The sequence below is a fragment of the Rhizobium sp. WYCCWR 11128 genome (genome assembly GCF_013416305.1).
GTDB classification, from domain to species: Bacteria; Pseudomonadota; Alphaproteobacteria; order Rhizobiales; family Rhizobiaceae; genus Rhizobium; species Rhizobium indicum.
The window spans coordinates 182,278-199,133 of record NZ_JACCEZ010000003.1; the positions used below are offsets into that span (position 1 = coordinate 182,278).

Consider the following 16,856-nt stretch of genomic DNA (forward strand, 5'->3'; position numbering starts at 1 on the left):
ACGGTTCTATTCCCGTCGAGGCGGCGTCATTTCTACAGATGCGGTGCGTGCGACACTTGACGAACTGTGTCGCCGGGATAGTCCAGCGCGGACGTCCAACGACGAGATCACTCTCGACAAGGCAGTCGGAACGGCGTTGGCTGATCTTGCCGGCGCGACGACGGTGTATGAAGCCGCTTTGATCGCCGGCTGACATCTTCTGGTCCGGGCGATCGCGAATGAACGGAACGCGCCTGTTGCCCCCCGTTGCAATAGGCCGGCAGCCTCTGCTCCCCACGACTTCAATAGCGCGCATCTTCAAGGCCACAGAAAGGGTCTACCGGGTTGGTGCCGAGGAAGGGCTTGCGACCGAGCATACAATCAACGACGGCTTCCTGGACGCTGTCCATGGTGGAGTACGCATTGATATAGGCCGGTACGCGCGGCGCATCGTAAAGGTGATAGGGATGCCCAAATGAGATCATTACGGAGGGAATATTCGTCCAGGGTCGGTACATGGCCTTGAAAAGGCTTCCACCTCCCATCCTATGCCAGTCGATGAATATCCGGCCTCGTACGAGCAGCGACTCGTCGCCTAGCGCGTAGAGGACGAGGTCGAAGTCGTCGGGGGTCGGCACGATGTCCGGTCGGTCGATCGTGATTTCGAAACCTTCCTTCCGCAACAGCGCGGGCAACAGGAATTCCAGTGGCTGCGGCATGAGCGGATGAATGATGCCGCCGTCGACCAGCAGCACGCGCTTTGTTTTCGCCGGATCGAGCGGAAAGATACCATTGACGTCCTTCACAAGCGTAGGCGAGCGGCCGATGTATTCCCTTGATGCAGCGACATTGTCTGGATGCGCAAGCAGATGGCGCGCTTCCGCCGCATCGGGGAGGACGTCTGACGGTTGAAAAAGTTTGAGATGCGCCTTGAGCGCCAGCACGCGAAGAACCGCTTCCTCAAGTCGCTCCTGAGTAATTCGCCCATCTTCGACGGCAGCCTTGACCGCCGCCATATCCTCCTCAGGTGCATCGCTGAAGAGGATCATGTCGCAGCCATTCGCGATGATATCAGGCAGCGTATCGAGGTGATGGCCCCAGGCGGACAGCCCTCCCATGGGTGTCGCGTCAGAGACGATGATGCCATTGAAGCCGAGTTCGTCTCGGAGAAGATCAACGTTCAGTAACCGTGAAACCGAGGCCGGTCGGAAGGCTTCAAGCCCGGCATCTGGCATCTTCGATCGAATATAGGCCGGAAGGGAAATGTGCCCGCTCATTATTGCCAACACGCCTTCGGTGATCAGCGTTCCGTAGAGCCGACCGAAGGTTTCCTTCCACTCGTCCATGGAAAGCGGATTGGTCGTCGTAACGAGGTGCTGATCGCGGTCGTCGTATCCCTCGCCCGGCCAGTGCTTTGCGGTAGCGGCAACGCCATTTCGTTGGAGACCGTGAACATGGGCAACCGCGTGCCGCTCAATCTTGTTGACATCGGAGCCGTATGAGCGTGTACCGACAATCGGCGATCGGAACGCGGCATTTATGTCGATGACTGGCGTGAAGGACCAACGCACGCCCATCGCGCGGCCCTCGCGCGCCAGGATTTCCGAACTTTTCTCGGTCGCCTGAACGTCGTCGACGGCGGCAAGACCAAGTTGGCCCAGCACCGGAGTGCCGAAAGCGAAGGAATGACGGCTGCCTTCGAGGTCTGCGCTGATGATGGGCGGGACTTTGCTCTTGGCCACGAGGTCAGAGATGACCCGCCGCTCGAACTCGAGGTCAGCCGTGAAGAAGCGGGTTACGCCGCCCGGCCTTAGTGAAGCAATGCGTTTGAAATCCTCCTCATCCGTCCCGATCATGATCAAGGTGAAGAGTTGGCCGATCTTGTCATCAAGATCGAGCGAGGCATAGGTGTCGTGGAGCCAGGATATCGCAGCGTCGTCGAGGTTGAACGGCGCTTTGCGAAGCTCGTCGTAGATCGTCATAAGTTCCCCCGTTGATCAACGCTCTGCGGATAGCCCGTGTGAATATGCACGCTATCCCGTCATAAGCCAGCGCGGTGATGTCAGGCTAAGTTCGTCGGGAACATCTTGGATATCTCGTGCCGAGCGAACCGCCACACCGTCGTCTTCTTGATTTCACTGTCCTCCAGCGCCCGCGTTACCGGCACCTCATAAACCGCGCAGAATTCCAGCCGATCTCTCGGCAGGTAACTGCGTCCGGGATCGCCGACCAGCACCCACTTGCCGTCGGCTGCCAGCTTCGCGAACCAGGGAACGAGCGCGTCGGCGAAAACGCGGTCGTAGAAGACGTCGCCGGCAAGCACGATATCCGCATCGACGGCCTGCCCGATCAGATCGGCGCCGGTAAATCCGAGTGAAACGCCATTGGCCTCGGCATTCAGCCGGACTGCCGTCTCCGCCCAGGGATCGATATCGGCAGCCATGACCTCCCGGGCACCGGCCATCACAGCCGCAATGCCGACAAGGCCGGAACCGCTGGCGAAATCGAGCACGCGCTTGCCGCGCACCGTTTCCGGATGATCGAGAACGTAGCGTGCCAGTCCCTGGCCGCCCGCCCAGGCAAAAGCCCAGAAGGGCGGCGGCAGGCCGATCGCTTCCAGCTCCTCCTCCGTCTTCAACCAGAGCTCATGCGCCTCGCTTGCCAGATGGAGCGAAATCTCCGGCACATGCGGCGGTGGCATCAGGCTGGTATTGGCGCGGATGAAAGCTTGCGGATCGGTCTTCAACGCGGCGGATTGTCCAGTCCGCCCATGCGGCAGACTTCGAGATATTCCTCCTCGGTCACCGGCTGCACCGAAAGCCGCATCGAGGTGACGAGCGCCATCTTGGCGAGCTTCTCGCTCGCCTTGACATCCTTCAGCGTCACCGGCTTCGGCACGTCCATGACGGCGCGGATATCGACGCAATCCCACTTCGGATCGCCCTTGGCGGAAGAATCGGGATGCGACAGGGCGCAGACTTCGACGATGCCGACGATCTCCAGCCCGTCATTGGAATGATAGAAGAAGCCTTTGTCGCCGATCTGCATCGCCCGCATGTTGTTGCGCGCCAGATAGTTGCGGACGCCAGTCCATTCTGTGCCCTTTTCGCCGGCAGCCTTCTGCTGCTCCCAGGACCAGGATGCGGGTTCGGATTTATAGAGCCAATGCGCCATGCTCACGCCTCCGGTTTGTTGAAGACCCAGTTGTAGGCCTTGACGTCGACGCTTTCGAATAGTCCGGCCTTGGCATAGGGATCGGCATCGGCAAGCGAACGCGCCGCCTCTTTCGATTCCGCTTCGACGATGATCAGGCTGCCGCAGGGCTTGCCGTCGTCATCGAGAAACGGGCCGGCGATCTTCAGCGTGCCCTCGGCATTCAGCTTGTTCAGATATTCGATATGCGTCGGACGCGTATCCATGCGCACGTTCAGATGTCCCGGTTTGTCCTTGCAGAGAAGGGCGAAAAGCATGTCTGTCTCCTATTCGGTGGTGATCGGACGCGTCATCAGCTGCTCTATCGCCTCTGATATATCGAGCTTGCCGTCGATGATGGCGGAAATGGCATCGGTGATCGGCATGCTGACCTTCAATTCCGCCGCAAGCCGCGAGGCGACGGAGGCGGCAAACGCGCCTTCCACCAGCGCACCCTGCAGGGGGTCGGTCTTTTCGCCGCGCCCGAGCGCGATGCCGAAGCGCAGGTTTCGCGATTGATGGCTCGTTGCCGTCAGCACCAGATCGCCGAGGCCGGAAAGCCCGCGCACCGTGTCCGCCTGGCCGCCCTTGGCGACGACGAAACGCGACATTTCCGCAAGCCCGCGCGCAATCAGCGCCGCGCGCGCGGAATCGCCGATGCCACGGCCTTCGACGATGCCGCAGGCGATCGCCAGCACATTCTTCAGCGCGCCGCCGAGCTGCACGCCGATCCGGTCGTTGGAAGCGTAGAGCCGGAAGGTCCGCCCGGAAATCGCCTGAGCGAGCCGCTCCGCAATTTCCATGTCGGCTGCAGCAATCGCCATCGCCGTCGGCAGGCCCTTGGCGATATCAGCGGCAAAACCCGGACCGGAGAGCACGGCGACGGAATGGTCCGGCAGTTCCCGTTCCAGCATGTCGGTCAGAAGATTGCCGGTCGCCCGTTCGATACCCTTAGCACAGGTGACGACGACAGCATCCTTGGAAAGATAAGGTCCGTATTGCCGCGCCGCATCGGCCTGGGCCTGCGACGGCATTGCAAACAGCACGATGGAGGCACCAGTGATCGCATCCGCCTCGGCAGAAAATTCCAGCGTATCGGGCAGGAGAATGCCGGGCAGTACCGCATCATGCAGCCGTTCGGACTTCAGATCGGCAATCAGTGACGGATCGCGCCCGACGAGTGTCACGGCGCTGCGGCCGGCAAGCGCGATGACCGCGGCGAGCGCCGTGCCGAAAGCCCCCGATCCGACGACGGCGATGTTTTCGCTCATGCCTTGGCCCCTCGTTTTCCGAAACCGATCAGCGTTTCCGCATTGGAATCGAGCGGCCAGCGCGAGCGCGGCTGCACGTCGAGCGCATCCGGTGCGGCGCCGGTCGCCATCCGCTCCAGTCCCGCCCAGGCGATCATCACGGCATTGTCGGTGCAGAGCCTGAGCGGCGGCGCGACGAAGCGGAAGCCATTCTTGTCGCACAGCGCCTGCAGCGTGCCGCGCAGTTCGAGATTGGCGGCGACACCGCCGGCAACGACGAGCGCCGGCTTTTCGCCAGTCGCTGGAAATTCCGTCTTGAATCGCTGCAGGCCACGGCCGATACGGTCCTTCAGCGTCCGCGAAACCGCCTTCTGGAACGAGGCGCAGATATCCGCGACGTCCTGATCGCTAAGCGGCGCGATATCCTGCGCCGCCTGCCGCACCGCCGTCTTCAGGCCGGAGAAGGAAAAGTCGAGCCTTGCCTCGCCGACCAGCGGCCGCGGAAAGTCGAAGCGATCGGGATTGCCGGCCTGCGCCATCCGCTCCACCGCCGGGCCGCCGGGATAGGGCAGGCCGAGCAGCTTTGCCGTCTTGTCGAAGGCTTCGCCGAGCGCATCGTCGATCGTCGTGCCCCAGCGTTCGTATTGCCCGACACCACGCACTAGGATGAGCTGGGTATGGCCGCCGGAGACGAGCAGCATCAGATAGGGAAAGGACAGCCCGTCCGTCAGCCGCGCCGTCAACGCATGACCCTCGAGATGGTTGATCGCATAGAGCGGCTTGCCGGCGGCTCTGGCGATCGCCTTGCCGGTCATCAACCCCACCAGCAGCCCGCCGATCAGCCCCGGCCCCGACGTGGCGGCGATGGCGTCGACATCATCGAGCGACACATTGGCGCGCTTCAGCGCTTCCTCGATCAGCTCGTCCAGCGCTTCGACATGGGCGCGTGCGGCAATCTCTGGCACCACGCCGCCATAGGCGCTATGTTCGTCGAGCTGGGAAAGCACCACGTCCGACAGCACGTTGGAATGCCCCTCCGCATCGCGCTCGACGACCGCGGCGGCGGTCTCGTCGCAGCTCGTTTCGATGCCAAGGATGCGCAGAAAGGGAACCATGAAACCTGTTCGTTGATTGCGATGGGATGGAAACCCGTTTACGAGAACTCCGGTAACAACGGAATAGAACGGATGCAAACAAAACCTTTCCGGATCGGCACGCGAGGCAGCCCGCTGGCGCTTGCCCAGGCGCATGAAGCCCGCGACAGGCTGATGGCGGCGCATCATCTGCCCGAGGACATGTTCGAGATCGTCGTGCTGACGACCAAGGGCGACCGCATCACCGACCGGTCGCTGGCCGAGATCGGCGGCAAGGGCCTGTTCACCGAGGAGCTCGAACAGAAGCTTACCGCCGGCGAGCTCGATTTCGCCGTGCATTCCGCCAAGGATATGGCGACGAAGCTGCCCGAGGGGCTTTATCTCTCCGCCTATCTGCCGCGCGAAGATATCCGCGACGCCGTCATCGGCCGCACCGCACGCAAACTGATCGACCTGCCGCATGGCGCCACCGTCGGTTCATCCTCGCTCCGCCGCCAGGCGCTGATCCGCCGGATGCGGCCGGATATCAATGTCATCACCTTCCGCGGCCTGGTCGAAACCCGCCTGCGCAAGCTCGAAGAGGGCGAGGTGGATGCGACCCTGCTGGCGCTTGCCGGCCTGAAACGCCTCGGCAAGGTCGACGTGCTGACCGACATCCTCGACCCCGACACCTTCCCGCCGGCGCCGGCGCAGGGAGCGATCTGCATCGAAAGCCGCATCGGCGATGCCAGGGTCGACGATCTGCTGGCGCCGGTCAACGACGCGCCGACTTTCGACACCGTCTCCTGCGAACGCGCCTTCCTCGCCGCACTCGACGGCTCCTGCCGCACGCCGATCGGCGGTTATGCCGTCTGCGAAGGCGACCTGATCCGGTTCTCCGGCCTCATCATCACACCCGACGGCCGCAGCCAGCATGCGGTGACGACCGACGGCCACCGCCGCGATGCGGCAGCACTCGGCACCCGCGCCGGCCAGGACGTGCGCGCCAGGGCCGGCAGCGCCTTTTTCGACGACTGGCACTGAAGCGGCCATGCGCGTGCTCGTCACCCGCCCCGCGCATTCGGCAACTAGAACCGCACAACGTCTGCGCGATATGGGCCACGAGCCTCTGCTGCTGCCGCTGCGTCGGCCGCTGCACGACAGCGCCGCCGCTCTAGCCGCGCTCGTAACCACCAGTGGCGCAATCGCGGTGACCAGCGCCGAAGCCATCAGGGTCCTCTCCGCGCTCGGCGAGCAACTTCACCCGCATCTTGCCCGTCCGCTTTTTGCGGTCGGCGAAACGACGGCGCAAGAGGCGCGCAGCCTCGGCTTCCGATCGGTCGCCTCATCCCAGGGCAACGGCCGTGATCTCGCCGATCTCGTCGCGGCGCGGGGCGCCGACGGGTTGCTCTATCTTGCCGGCTGGCCCCGCGCCGAAAGTTTCGAATCAGGTTTGCGCGAACTCGGCATCCATTTTTCCGTCGCCGAATGCTACCGCATGCAGCCGACCGTCCCCGATCCCGCCGAGATCGACGCGATCTTTGCTAACGGTTACCCGGACGCCATCCTCTTCTATTCCCGCCAGACGGCTGAGGATTTTTTTCGTCTGCCGGAGCCGCGGTTGGCGCCGCCGGAACACAGCACAGCCCGCCTTCTCTGCCTCAGCGAGGCGGTGGCGCAAGCCATCCCGACGGCTCTGAAAAAAAGCGTCGAGATTTCACCGATGGCGGATGAGAAAAGTCTTCTGTCGCTGCTTTGAAGGCTCTAGCCGCCCAAATTTGATCTAACCTCTTCCCTTAACTGGCATCACTGTCTAGTTTCGTTGCAATGCAGGATAAAGAGGACCTCATGGTATCGGGAAACCCGCCACGCCATTCGAAGAGCGCCGACGAACCGGTCACGATCGACCTCGATGCACAGGAATTCGCCGCTGCAGCCGGCGATGCCGACAGCACCACCGGCGATGTCGGCCTGGCGCCCGAAACCGAGACTGCGTCGCATGCCGAACATGAAGAGAAGCCTGTGATGGATGCGCCGGAGGAGGAACCGGCAGCTCCAGAACCTTCCTTCACCCCTCCTCCTGAACAGCCCGCGCCGAAGAGCGCCGGCACCTCCGGCCTCATTGCCGCCGGCATCTTCGGCGGCCTCGTGGCGCTGCTTGGCGCCGGCGCCATCCAGTATGCGGGTTACCTCCCGGGCTCCTCCGCGCCGCAGACGACCTCGCCGGAGACAGCCGATCTTGCCGGTGAGATCGACGGCCTGAAACAGGCCGTCGCCAACCTTGCCGCCAATCCGGTGAGCACAGATGACGGCGAGCTTGCGAAACGCGTCGCTGTGCTGGAAACGGCTGCAAAGGCTCCCGCGGCCGTCGCGCCGGCCGATTCTGTCAATGTCGACGCACTCAACCAGAAGATTGCAGAACTGACCGGTCAGGTCGACCAACTGCGCTCGACGCTTGCCCAGTCTTCCGAGCAGCAGACGACGAACGGCGCCGATATCGCCAAGCGCCTCGAAGAGGCCGAAAAGAAGCTGAACGAGCCGCGCGAGGACGTCGCCGTTGCCCGGGCGATCGCCGCTGCCGCCCTGAAGGCGGCGATCGATCGCGGTGGCCCGTTCCTGGCCGAACTCGACACCTTCGCCGGCGTCGCGCCTGACGATCCAGCCGTCGCCGACCTTAGAGCCTTTGCCGAGACCGGCATTCCCTCACGCACCGAGCTGGTGGGCGAGGTTCCCGATGTCGCCACCGCGATCGTCGAAGCCGTCAACCAGCCGGATCCGAACCAGAGCTGGTCGGACCGGCTGATGTCGAGCGCCAAGTCGCTGGTGAGTGTCCGTCCCGTCGGCAATATCGAGGGCGAAAGCGTCGAAGCCATCGCCGCCCGCATGGAGGAGAAGGTGAAGAACGGCGACCTGCCCGGCGCATCCGCCGAATGGAACAGCCTGCCTGCCCTCGGTAAACAGGCGTCCGCCGCCTTCAAACAATCGCTCGAAGCGCGCATCCGCGTCGAGGAACTGGTCGGCGGGGCGCTGTCGAAAGCGGTCTCCGGCACCGGCAAGGAGGGGTAAGACCATGCTGATCCGCCTTGTCGTCTTCGCCCTCTTCGTGCTGCTTCTTGCCTATGGCTTCTCCTGGCTCGCCGATCGTCCCGGTGACCTCTCGCTGATCTGGGAGGGCCAGATCTACCAGACGAAGCTGATCGTCGCCGCCAGCGCGATCATCGCCCTCGTCGCCGCCGTGATGATCGCCTGGTGGTTCGTCCGCCTGGTCTGGACCTCGCCGCATTCGGTGACGCGTTATTTCCGCGCCCGCAAGCGGGACCGCGGTTATCAGGCGCTGTCGACCGGCCTGATCGCCGCCGGCGCCGGCAACGCGCTGCTTGCCCGCAAGATGGCCGCCCGCTCGCGCGGCCTCATCCGCGCCGATCAGGAACCGCTGATCAACCTGCTCGAGGCCCAGGCCGCCCTGATCGAAGGTCGCCATGATGAGGCGCGCGCCAAGTTCGAGGCCATGGCCAACGATCCCGAGACGCGCGAACTCGGTCTGCGCGGCCTCTACCTGGAAGCCCGCCGTCTCGGGGCCAACGAGGCCGCCCGCCAATATGCCGAAAAGGCAGCCGACAACGCGCCATATCTGCCCTGGGCCGCACAGGCGACGCTCGAATATCGCAGCCAGGCCGGCCGCTGGGATGATGCGATCCGCCTGCTCGAACAGCAAAAGGCCGCCCGCGTCGTCGAAAAGGCCGAAGCCAACCGTCTGCACGCCGTCCTCCTGACGGCGCGCGCCGGCGAGAAGCTGGAAAGCAACCCGACGGGTGCCCGCGACGACGCTCTGCAGGCGCTGAAGCTTGCCGCCGATTTCATTCCGGCAGCCCTTATCGCCGCAAGGGCGCTGTTCCGCGAAGGCGGCGTGCGCAAGGCCGCCTCGATCCTCGAACAGGCATGGAAATCGGCACCTCATCCCGAGATCGGCCAAGCCTATGTCAGGGCCCGCAGCGGCGATTCGACGCTCGACCGGCTGAAGCGCGCCGAGCGGCTGGAAGGGCAGCGCCCGAACAATGTCGAATCCCTTCTCGTCGTCGCCCAGGCAGCCCTCGACGCGCAGGAATTCGCCAAAGCTCGCGCCAAGGCGGAAGCGGCGGCGCGCATGCAGCCGCGTGAAGCCGCCTACCTGCTTTTGGCCGACATCGAAGAAGCCGAGACCGGAGACCAGGGCCGCGTGCGCCACTGGCTGGCCCAGGCGCTCAAGGCGCCGCGCGATCCGGCCTGGGTGGCAGACGGCTTCGTATCCGACAAGTGGCTGCCGGTGTCGCCGGTGACCGGCCGTCTCGACGCCTTCGAATGGAAGGCGCCCTTCGGCCAGATCGAGGGTGCACTCGAAGACGGTTCGGCGCCAGCCTCGATCGAAACGGCTTTGAAGACATTGCCGCCACTGCGTGACGTTAAGCCGGAAAGCCCGGTCAACGACCATCGCATCATTGAGCTGGAACGCGCCGCGACGATTGCCGAGGCTGTGCGCCCCACGCCTGCACCGGCACCAGCACCGACATCGGCAAAACCGAAACCCGTCGAACCGGCCGTGAGCGATAAAGCGCCGGCGCCAAGCGAGGCAAAACCTTTCTTTGGCGGACTGCCGGATGATCCCGGCGTTCGCGATCCCAGGGTGGAACCGGAACCCAAGACACGGCTCCGCCTTTTTTGAAATGGAACGAAAACCGCATGTTCGAACGCTTTCAGGCATTTTTCCAGAAGCTCACCGCCGACAACCCGAAGAAAGGTTTTGCCCCTGACGATCCCCGTATCGCAGTGGCGGCGCTCTGCATGCAGGTCATGGAGGCCGACGGCCAGATCAAAGCCAGCGAGAAGAAACGGTTGCGCAAACTCCTGAAGGAGCAGTATGCGCTCGATGGCAAGCAGCTCGATGCTCTGATGGCCGCCGGCCTCGAGGCAGAAAGCTCCGCCGTCGACTATTATCGCTTTACCGCCGACCTGAAGCGCCATCTCAATACCGAGCAACGGCTGGAGCTGATCGGCATCCTCTGGGACATCGTCTATGCCGATGGCGAACGCAGCGAGATGGAAGACCATGTGATCTGGCGTATCGCCGATCTGCTCGGCGTCTCCTCGCGCGAGCGCATCCAGAAGCGGCAGGAGGCCGCCGCCAGGGTGACAGATGTCCAGGTTGCGCAAGATGATGCCGACTGAGCAAAACCCGAACCGCGACAGCCGCCCGATCCTCATCGTCCTGCATCAGGAGCGATCGAGCCCCGGCCGTGTCGGCCAATTGCTCGTCGAAAAGGGCTACCGCCTCGATATCCGTCGCCCGGTTCTCGGCCAGCCGCTTCCGACAACACTGAAAGACCATGCCGGCGCCGTCGTCTTCGGCGGGCCGATGAGCGCCAATGATCCCGATGACTTCGTCAAGAAGGAGATCGACTGGATCGACATTCCGCTGCGGGAAAAGCGCCCCTATCTCGGTATCTGCCTCGGCGCGCAGATGCTGGTCCGTCATCTCGGTGGCAAGGTGCAGTCGAATGCCGACGGCTCGACGGAGATCGGCTGGTATCCGCTGCACCCGACCGAGAAGGGTCGCCTGCTGATGCACTGGCCGAAGATGGTCTACCATTTCCACCGCGAGGGCTTCGAGCTGCCGCGCGGCGCCGACCTGCTGGCGGAAGGCGATGCCTATCCGAACCAGGCCTTTCGCTACGACGGCAACGCCTGGGGCCTGCAATTCCACGCCGAACTGACCCGGGTGATGATGCATCGCTGGGTCGTGCATGGCGCCCATCGCTTCATCCTGCCGAACGCCCAGCAGGGCCGCGAACATCTCGAAGGCCGCATGCTCTTCGACGCGCCGCTGAAAGCCTGGCTGACCGAATTTCTCGACATCGTCTTCGAGGGAAAGACGGCGAAGGCAGCGTCCTCTATCGCTCTTCGCGCCTAAAGCAATTCCAGGAAAAGTGCGAAGCGGTTTTCCGTCCGGAATTGTGACAAAACAAAGGTTAGAATAAAGCGCGTCGCGCTTAGAGCCTTTCCTTAAACCGATTCCGACGATGCGCTGGGCGCGTCGAGCGTGTCGATCCGGCGCAGTTTGGGGAAACTCGACGCCCAGATCGCCGCCACGACAAGCGTCCCGACCCCGCCGATGACGACCGCCGGCACCGCGCCGAAGATCGCCGCCATCGTGCCCGCCCTGAATTCCCCGAGTTCGTTCGAAGCGCCGACGAAGACCATATTGACCGCATTGACGCGGCCGCGCAGCTGATCCGGCGTCCAGAGCGCAATCAGGCTCTCGCGCACATAGACCGACACCATGTCGGCCGCTCCCATCAGCGCCAGCGCAGCGATCGAGACCTCGGTGTTGGTCGATATGCCGAAGATGATCGTTCCGATGCCGAACAGGGCAACGCCGATGAACATGTAGATGCCGGCGCGATGTCTGAGCGGATAGGCGGCAAGAAAGATCGCCATGACGATGGCGCCAAGTCCCGGTGCGGCGCGCAGCAGTCCGAGGCCCCAGGGACCGAGGGTGAGGATATCGCGTGCGAAGATCGGCATCAGCGCCGTGGCCCCGCCGAGCAGCACGGCGAAGAGATCGAGCGAGATCGCCCCGAGCACCACCTTTTCGGTGCGGATGAAACTGAAGCCGCCGAGGATCATCGCCCAGCTCTTGGTCTCGCCCGTCGTCTTCTGTACCGGTTTCGGGATCATGTAGAGAAGGGCGGCACCGAGCACGGAAAAGATCACCGCCACCGTATAGGCAGTCGGCGCACTGACACCGTAGAGCAGGCCGCCGAACACCGGCCCGGTGATTGCCGCGAGCTGCCAGGACGACGAATTCCAGGCGATCGCATTGGAGAGTGCCTCCTCCGGCACCAGATTGGGCGCCAGCGACTGCACTGCCGGCGACATGAAGGCGCGCTCGATGCCGAAGATCAAAAGCACCGCGAAGACAGGCAGCGGCGTGAAACTTCCCATCAAAGTCATGACGAGCAGCGCCAGCGTGCAGAGCGCGCTCACCAGCGAGCAGAGGGAGGCGATCGCCCGGCGATTGTACCGGTCGGCCACCGAACCGGTGACGAGGATGAGCAGCAGCGACGGCAGGAACTGCACGAGACCGATCAAGCCGAGATAGATCGCACTGCCCGTCTGGTCGTACATCTGCCAGCCGACCGCGACGCTGACGATCTGCTGCGAGAAGGAAAGCAGGAAGCGCGCGAAGAAGAACCGCGTGTAGGACGAATGCCGGAACGCGGCAAAACGGTCTCCGGTGGGCGAAAACGACATGGATGTTTTCCGAGGAGACGGGCGCCGGAAGAGCTGTAAAGCCGCCCGTTAAACATGATTCACCGTGCGTTTCCACACGGCACTTGCCCGTTTAGTCGCCAATGTCTACATGTCTGTCAACAACGAATTGGAGACGATGATGTTTGCGCTGTTTCAAACCATTGATTTGGCTTTGAATATTTACACCTGGATCCTGATTGCCAGTGCCATTTTTTCCTGGCTCTATGCTTTTAATGTTATCAATTCCAGCAATCAGTTCGTCAATTCGGTCGGCACATTCCTCTATAATGTCACCGAACCGGTGCTGAAGCCGATCCGCCGCCTGCTGCCGAACCTTGGCGGCATCGATATTTCGCCGATCATCCTGCTGCTGATCATCTTCTTCCTGCGCACCCTGCTTTGGACCACGCTGTACCCGCTGGTCGCTTGAGCCGTCCCTGGAGCCTTTTCGATGACCATCTGCGCCTCGCCGTCCGGTTGACGCCGAATGGCGGGCGTGATGCTCTCGACGGCGTTGAGGCTGACGGCGAGGGCGAAGCTTTCCTGAAGGCACGCGTCACTGCCGTGCCCGAGAAAGGCAAGGCCAACAAGGCGCTCATCCTTTTGATCGCAAGATCCCTGCGCATTCCCAAATCCAGCGTCAGCCTCATCTCGGGCGAGACCACGCGCAAAAAAATCCTCCGGATCGACGGCGATCCGGAGGATTTGGTAAAAAAGCTCGAGATATTTTTAGGCTGAGCGATCAGCCTTTCTTCTTGGCCCGCTCGACGGCTTCGAGGATGAGTTCGCCTGCTTCCTTGGAGTCGCCCCAGCCGAAAATCTTCACCCACTTGCCGGGTTCCAGATCCTTGTAGTGCTCGAAGAAATGCTCGATCTGCTTCAGCGTGATCTCGGGAAGATCGGTGTAGTCCTTCACCTTCTCATAGCGCAGCGTCAGCTTCGGCGACGGCACGGCGATGATCTTCTCGTCCTTGCCGGAATTGTCTTCCATCTTCAGGACGCCGATCGGGCGCACATTGATGACGCAGCCGGGAACCAGCGGGCGGGTGCTGGCGATCAGCACGTCGATCGGGTCGCCATCTTCCGACAGCGTATGCGGCACGAAACCATAATTGCCCGGATAGGTCATCGGCGTATAGAGGAAACGGTCGACCACCAGCGTGCCGGCTTCCTTGTCCATCTCATACTTGATGGGATGACCGCCGACCGGAACCTCGACGATAACGTTGACGTCCTCAGGTGGATTATTACCGATTGAAATGGCGTCGATGCGCATAAGAAACTCCCGCGAGGTTGAATGTGCTGGCAGCCAGATAATCAGTTTCATGTGGCAACGCAACATCGCACAGCGCCAATGCTTGACTGCACTGGCCCGCATTCACATCAAAAGTTTCCAATAGGAGATAGGCGAACGCCGACTCCAGTACCGCACGTCTTTTCAGACGCCGAGGGCACTGTGGCACCTTGAATGGTCGTTCAGCTCCAGATGAAGCCGATCTTCTTCAATTGCCTGTGGTCGAAACTTTCCATGCCTTCGCAGAAATCGACGCCGCCATGATTGCGGTAGAAGTGGCTGGCGGTCTCGTTATCCTCGAGGCACCAGACGACCAGCCCGTTGCAGCCGAGCGACTTCAAGAGCCGGCGCGCCTCGCCGAACAGCATCCTGCCAAGGCCGATGCCCTGATACTCAGGCCGAAGATAAAGCTCGTAAATCTCGCCTTCCTGCGGCAGAGCGCGGGCGCGATTGAGGCCGAGCGTCGCGTAGCCGGCGACTGTCCCGGCAACATCGAGAACCAGCAGCGTCGCCGGTCCGCGCGTTGCCTTGCGCCACCAGCTTTCGCCGCGCCGCTCGATCATCTGCGTCAGTGCGCGATGCGGAATGATGCCTGCATAGGTGTGTTGCCAGGCAAGCCTATGTGTTTCCGATATGGCTCGGGCATCTTGCGGCTCGGCCCGCCGGACATCGATCGACAACGTCTTCATAACGTTTACTCTGGTCCCGCCGAAGGCAACTAACCATATGCACAGAGGCATTGTGATCGATTGCCCACAGACTTGATATGTGGACGACGATCAAAAGTTAACGCTTTTTTAACGATTGTCACAAGACGGAATCGACGCGGCGCACAATAAAAAAACCCCGGCGCGAAGGCCGGGGTTTTTAAGGATTTCTCTCCAGCGCCGCGCCTCTTTTCGAGAGACCCAAGACGCTGCAGCACTTTGAATGGCGCTCAGAGAGCCGCCTTCGTCTTTTCGAAACGCTTGCGATCGTTTGCGTCGAGATACATCTTGCGCAGACGAATATTCTTCGGTGTCACTTCCATCAACTCGTCATCCTGGATCCAGGAGAGCGCGCGATCAAGCGTCATGCGGATCGGCGGCGTCAGCTTCACCGCTTCGTCCTTGCCGGCGGCGCGGATGTTGGTGAGCTGCTTGCCCTTCAGGACGTTGACTTCAAGGTCGTTGTCGCGCGAATGGATGCCGATGATCATGCCGGCATAGACCTTTTCGCCCGGCTCGATGATCATCGGGCCACGATCTTCCAAATTGAACATCGCATAGGCGACGGCTTCGCCGGGGGCGTTGGCGAGCAGCACGCCGTTGACGCGGCCACCGATCACACCCTTGTAGGGCTGGTAGTCGTGGAACAGGCGGTTCATGATCGCCGTACCGCGCGTATCCGTCAGCAGCTCCGACTGGTAGCCGATCAAGCCACGGGTCGGCGCGTAGAAACGCAGGCGGAGACGGTTACCGCCCGACGGACGCAGCTCGACCATTTCGGCCTTGCGCTCGGACATCTTCTGCACGACGACACCGGAATGTTCTTCGTCGACGTCGACGACGACTTCTTCGACCGGCTCCAGAAGCTGGCCGCTTTCATCCTTGTGCATCACGACGCGCGGACGCGACACAGCAAGCTCGAAGCCTTCGCGACGCATGGTTTCGATGAGAACGGCGAGCTGAAGTTCGCCGCGGCCGGACACGTAGAACGAATCCTTGCCTTCGGCTTCTTCGATCTTCAGGGCGACGTTGCCTTCCGCTTCCTTGAAGAGACGGTCGCGGATGACGCGGCTCGTCACCTTGTCGCCTTCGGTGCCGGCCAGCGGGCTATCATTGACGATGAAGGACATGGTGACGGTCGGCGGATCGATCGGCTGCGCCGGCAGCGGTATTGTGATCGAAGGATCGCAGAAGGTGTCGGCGACCGTGCCCTTGGAAAGGCCGGCGATCGCGATAATATCGCCCTGATGCGCTTCGTCGATTGCCGTGCGCTCGATGCCGCGGAAGGCGAGGATCTTGGAAATACGGCCGGTTTCGATCGTCTTGCCGTCGGCGTGGAGAACCTTCACGGCCTGGTTCGGCTTGATGGAACCGGAATTGATACGGCCGGTGATGATGCGGCCGAGGAAGGGGTTGGCTTCGAGGATCGTGCCGATCATCGTGAACGGACCTTCGTGGACGGTCGGCTCCGGAACATGCTTGAGCACCAGGTCGAGAAGCGGCGTAAGACCCTGATCCTTCGGACCTTCCGGATTGACGTTCATCCAGCCGTCGCGGCCGGAACCGTAGAGGATTGGGAAGTCGAGCTGCTCGTCGGTCGCGTCGAGATTGGCGAAAAGATCGAAGACTTCGTTGATGACTTCCTCGTGGCGGCCATCAGGACGGTCGATCTTGTTGATCGCGACGATCGGACGAAGACCGACCTTCAACGCCTTGGAGACAACGAACTTGGTCTGCGGCATCGGGCCTTCAGAGGAGTCGACGAGAACGATCGCGCCATCCACCATCGAGAGAATGCGCTCGACTTCACCGCCAAAGTCGGCGTGGCCGGGGGTGTCGACGATGTTGATGCGGACACCCTTCCATTCCACCGAGGTCGCCTTGGCGAGAATGGTGATGCCGCGTTCTTTTTCGAGATCGTTTGAGTCCATCACGCGTTCAGCGACACGCTGATTTTCGCGGAACGAGCCGGACTGCTTGAGAAGCTCATCCACCAGGGTCGTTTTGCCATGGTCAACGTGCGCGATGATCGCGATATTGCGAAGTGACATATGTGAAATCTCTGAGGCTGGGG

Annotated in this window: 18 protein-coding genes and 1 pseudogene; 9 read left to right on the plus strand and 10 right to left on the minus strand. The window is 62.2% G+C overall.

What is annotated here, in order from left to right; genetic code table 11:
• Nucleotides 1-22: 22 nt before the first annotated feature.
• Nucleotides 23-193 (plus strand): annotated as a pseudogene (locus HX898_RS13240) (ornithine cyclodeaminase family protein); the annotation flags it as partial.
• Nucleotides 194-281: 88 nt separating this feature from the next.
• Here the strand turns inward: HX898_RS13240 and HX898_RS13245 are convergent.
• From HX898_RS13245 to tsaD, 6 genes are all read right to left on the minus strand, one after another.
• Nucleotides 282-1,961, minus strand: coding sequence for a glycoside hydrolase family 3 N-terminal domain-containing protein (locus tag HX898_RS13245; protein WP_180194849.1), 1,680 nt, complete (start codon nt 1,959-1,961; stop codon nt 282-284).
• A gap of 80 nt (nt 1,962-2,041) precedes the next feature.
• The gene (locus HX898_RS13250; protein WP_180194850.1) at nt 2,042-2,725 is read right to left on the minus strand and encodes a methyltransferase; all 684 of its coding nucleotides are present in this window, start codon (nt 2,723-2,725) and stop codon (nt 2,042-2,044) included.
• Entirely contained in the window at nt 2,722-3,153 is a 432-nt protein-coding gene (locus HX898_RS13255; protein WP_003543603.1) for an EVE domain-containing protein, read from the minus strand. The genes HX898_RS13250 and HX898_RS13255 overlap by 4 nt, the downstream gene beginning before the upstream one ends.
• 2 nt (nt 3,154-3,155) lie before the next feature.
• Nucleotides 3,156-3,449: a YciI-like protein gene (locus HX898_RS13260; RefSeq protein WP_138331809.1), complete on the minus strand. Its 294-nt coding sequence runs from the start codon at nt 3,447-3,449 to the stop codon at nt 3,156-3,158.
• A 9-nt stretch (nt 3,450-3,458) separates the two neighbouring features.
• The gene (locus HX898_RS13265) at nt 3,459-4,442 is read right to left on the minus strand and encodes an NAD(P)H-dependent glycerol-3-phosphate dehydrogenase (protein WP_138331810.1); all 984 of its coding nucleotides are present in this window, start codon (nt 4,440-4,442) and stop codon (nt 3,459-3,461) included.
• Nucleotides 4,439-5,536, minus strand: a complete 1,098-nt coding sequence (gene tsaD, locus HX898_RS13270; protein WP_180194851.1) for a tRNA (adenosine(37)-N6)-threonylcarbamoyltransferase complex transferase subunit TsaD — start codon at nt 5,534-5,536, stop codon at nt 4,439-4,441. Before tsaD ends, HX898_RS13265 begins: the two co-directional genes overlap by 4 nt.
• 72 nt (nt 5,537-5,608) lie before the next feature.
• Between tsaD and hemC the strand changes: the two genes are divergently transcribed.
• The 6 genes from hemC (at nt 5,609) to HX898_RS13300 (ending at nt 11,438) form a co-directional block, all read left to right on the plus strand.
• Nucleotides 5,609-6,538 carry a hydroxymethylbilane synthase gene (gene hemC, locus HX898_RS13275; protein WP_138389465.1) on the plus strand — a complete coding sequence of 310 codons (930 nt, stop codon included), beginning with the start codon at nt 5,609-5,611 and terminating at the stop codon, nt 6,536-6,538.
• 7 nt (nt 6,539-6,545) lie between these two features.
• The gene (locus HX898_RS13280; protein ID WP_180194852.1) at nt 6,546-7,253 is read left to right on the plus strand and encodes a uroporphyrinogen-III synthase; all 708 of its coding nucleotides are present in this window, start codon (nt 6,546-6,548) and stop codon (nt 7,251-7,253) included.
• A 68-nt stretch (nt 7,254-7,321) separates the two neighbouring features.
• The gene (locus HX898_RS13285) at nt 7,322-8,560 is read left to right on the plus strand and encodes a COG4223 family protein (RefSeq protein ID WP_180194853.1); all 1,239 of its coding nucleotides are present in this window, start codon (nt 7,322-7,324) and stop codon (nt 8,558-8,560) included.
• A 4-nt stretch (nt 8,561-8,564) separates the two neighbouring features.
• Nucleotides 8,565-10,193, plus strand: a complete 1,629-nt coding sequence (locus HX898_RS13290; RefSeq protein WP_180194854.1) for a heme biosynthesis protein HemY — start codon at nt 8,565-8,567, stop codon at nt 10,191-10,193.
• 17 nt (nt 10,194-10,210) lie between these two features.
• Nucleotides 10,211-10,696: a TerB family tellurite resistance protein gene (locus HX898_RS13295; protein WP_062941301.1), complete on the plus strand. Its 486-nt coding sequence runs from the start codon at nt 10,211-10,213 to the stop codon at nt 10,694-10,696.
• On the plus strand, nt 10,665-11,438 hold the full coding sequence (locus HX898_RS13300; RefSeq protein WP_180194855.1) for a glutamine amidotransferase: 774 nt from the start codon (nt 10,665-10,667) through the stop codon (nt 11,436-11,438). The genes HX898_RS13295 and HX898_RS13300 overlap by 32 nt, the downstream gene beginning before the upstream one ends.
• 92 nt (nt 11,439-11,530) lie before the next feature.
• Here HX898_RS13300 and HX898_RS13305 read toward each other — a convergent pair whose 3' ends face one another.
• Nucleotides 11,531-12,781, minus strand: coding sequence for an MFS transporter (locus HX898_RS13305; protein ID WP_180194856.1), 1,251 nt, complete (start codon nt 12,779-12,781; stop codon nt 11,531-11,533).
• A gap of 139 nt (nt 12,782-12,920) precedes the next feature.
• Here HX898_RS13305 and HX898_RS13310 point away from each other — a divergent pair, with 139 nt between their 5' ends.
• Nucleotides 12,921-13,211, plus strand: a complete 291-nt coding sequence (locus HX898_RS13310) for a YggT family protein (RefSeq protein WP_018448228.1) — start codon at nt 12,921-12,923, stop codon at nt 13,209-13,211.
• Nucleotides 13,208-13,519 (plus strand): DUF167 domain-containing protein, encoded by a 312-nt coding sequence (locus tag HX898_RS13315; RefSeq protein ID WP_180194857.1) that lies wholly within the window; start codon nt 13,208-13,210, stop codon nt 13,517-13,519. The genes HX898_RS13310 and HX898_RS13315 overlap by 4 nt, the downstream gene beginning before the upstream one ends.
• 4 nt (nt 13,520-13,523) lie before the next feature.
• On the opposite strand, the gene ppa is transcribed toward HX898_RS13315, so the two are convergent.
• From ppa to typA, 3 genes are all read right to left on the minus strand, one after another.
• Nucleotides 13,524-14,057 carry an inorganic diphosphatase gene (gene ppa, locus HX898_RS13320; RefSeq protein WP_011653868.1) on the minus strand — a complete coding sequence of 178 codons (534 nt, stop codon included), beginning with the start codon at nt 14,055-14,057 and terminating at the stop codon, nt 13,524-13,526.
• Nucleotides 14,058-14,257: 200 nt separating this feature from the next.
• Nucleotides 14,258-14,764 carry a GNAT family N-acetyltransferase gene (locus tag HX898_RS13325; protein WP_003543622.1) on the minus strand — a complete coding sequence of 169 codons (507 nt, stop codon included), beginning with the start codon at nt 14,762-14,764 and terminating at the stop codon, nt 14,258-14,260.
• 248 nt (nt 14,765-15,012) lie between these two features.
• The gene (gene typA / locus HX898_RS13330; protein WP_113546755.1) at nt 15,013-16,833 is read right to left on the minus strand and encodes a translational GTPase TypA; all 1,821 of its coding nucleotides are present in this window, start codon (nt 16,831-16,833) and stop codon (nt 15,013-15,015) included.
• Nucleotides 16,834-16,856: the final 23 nt, after the last annotated feature.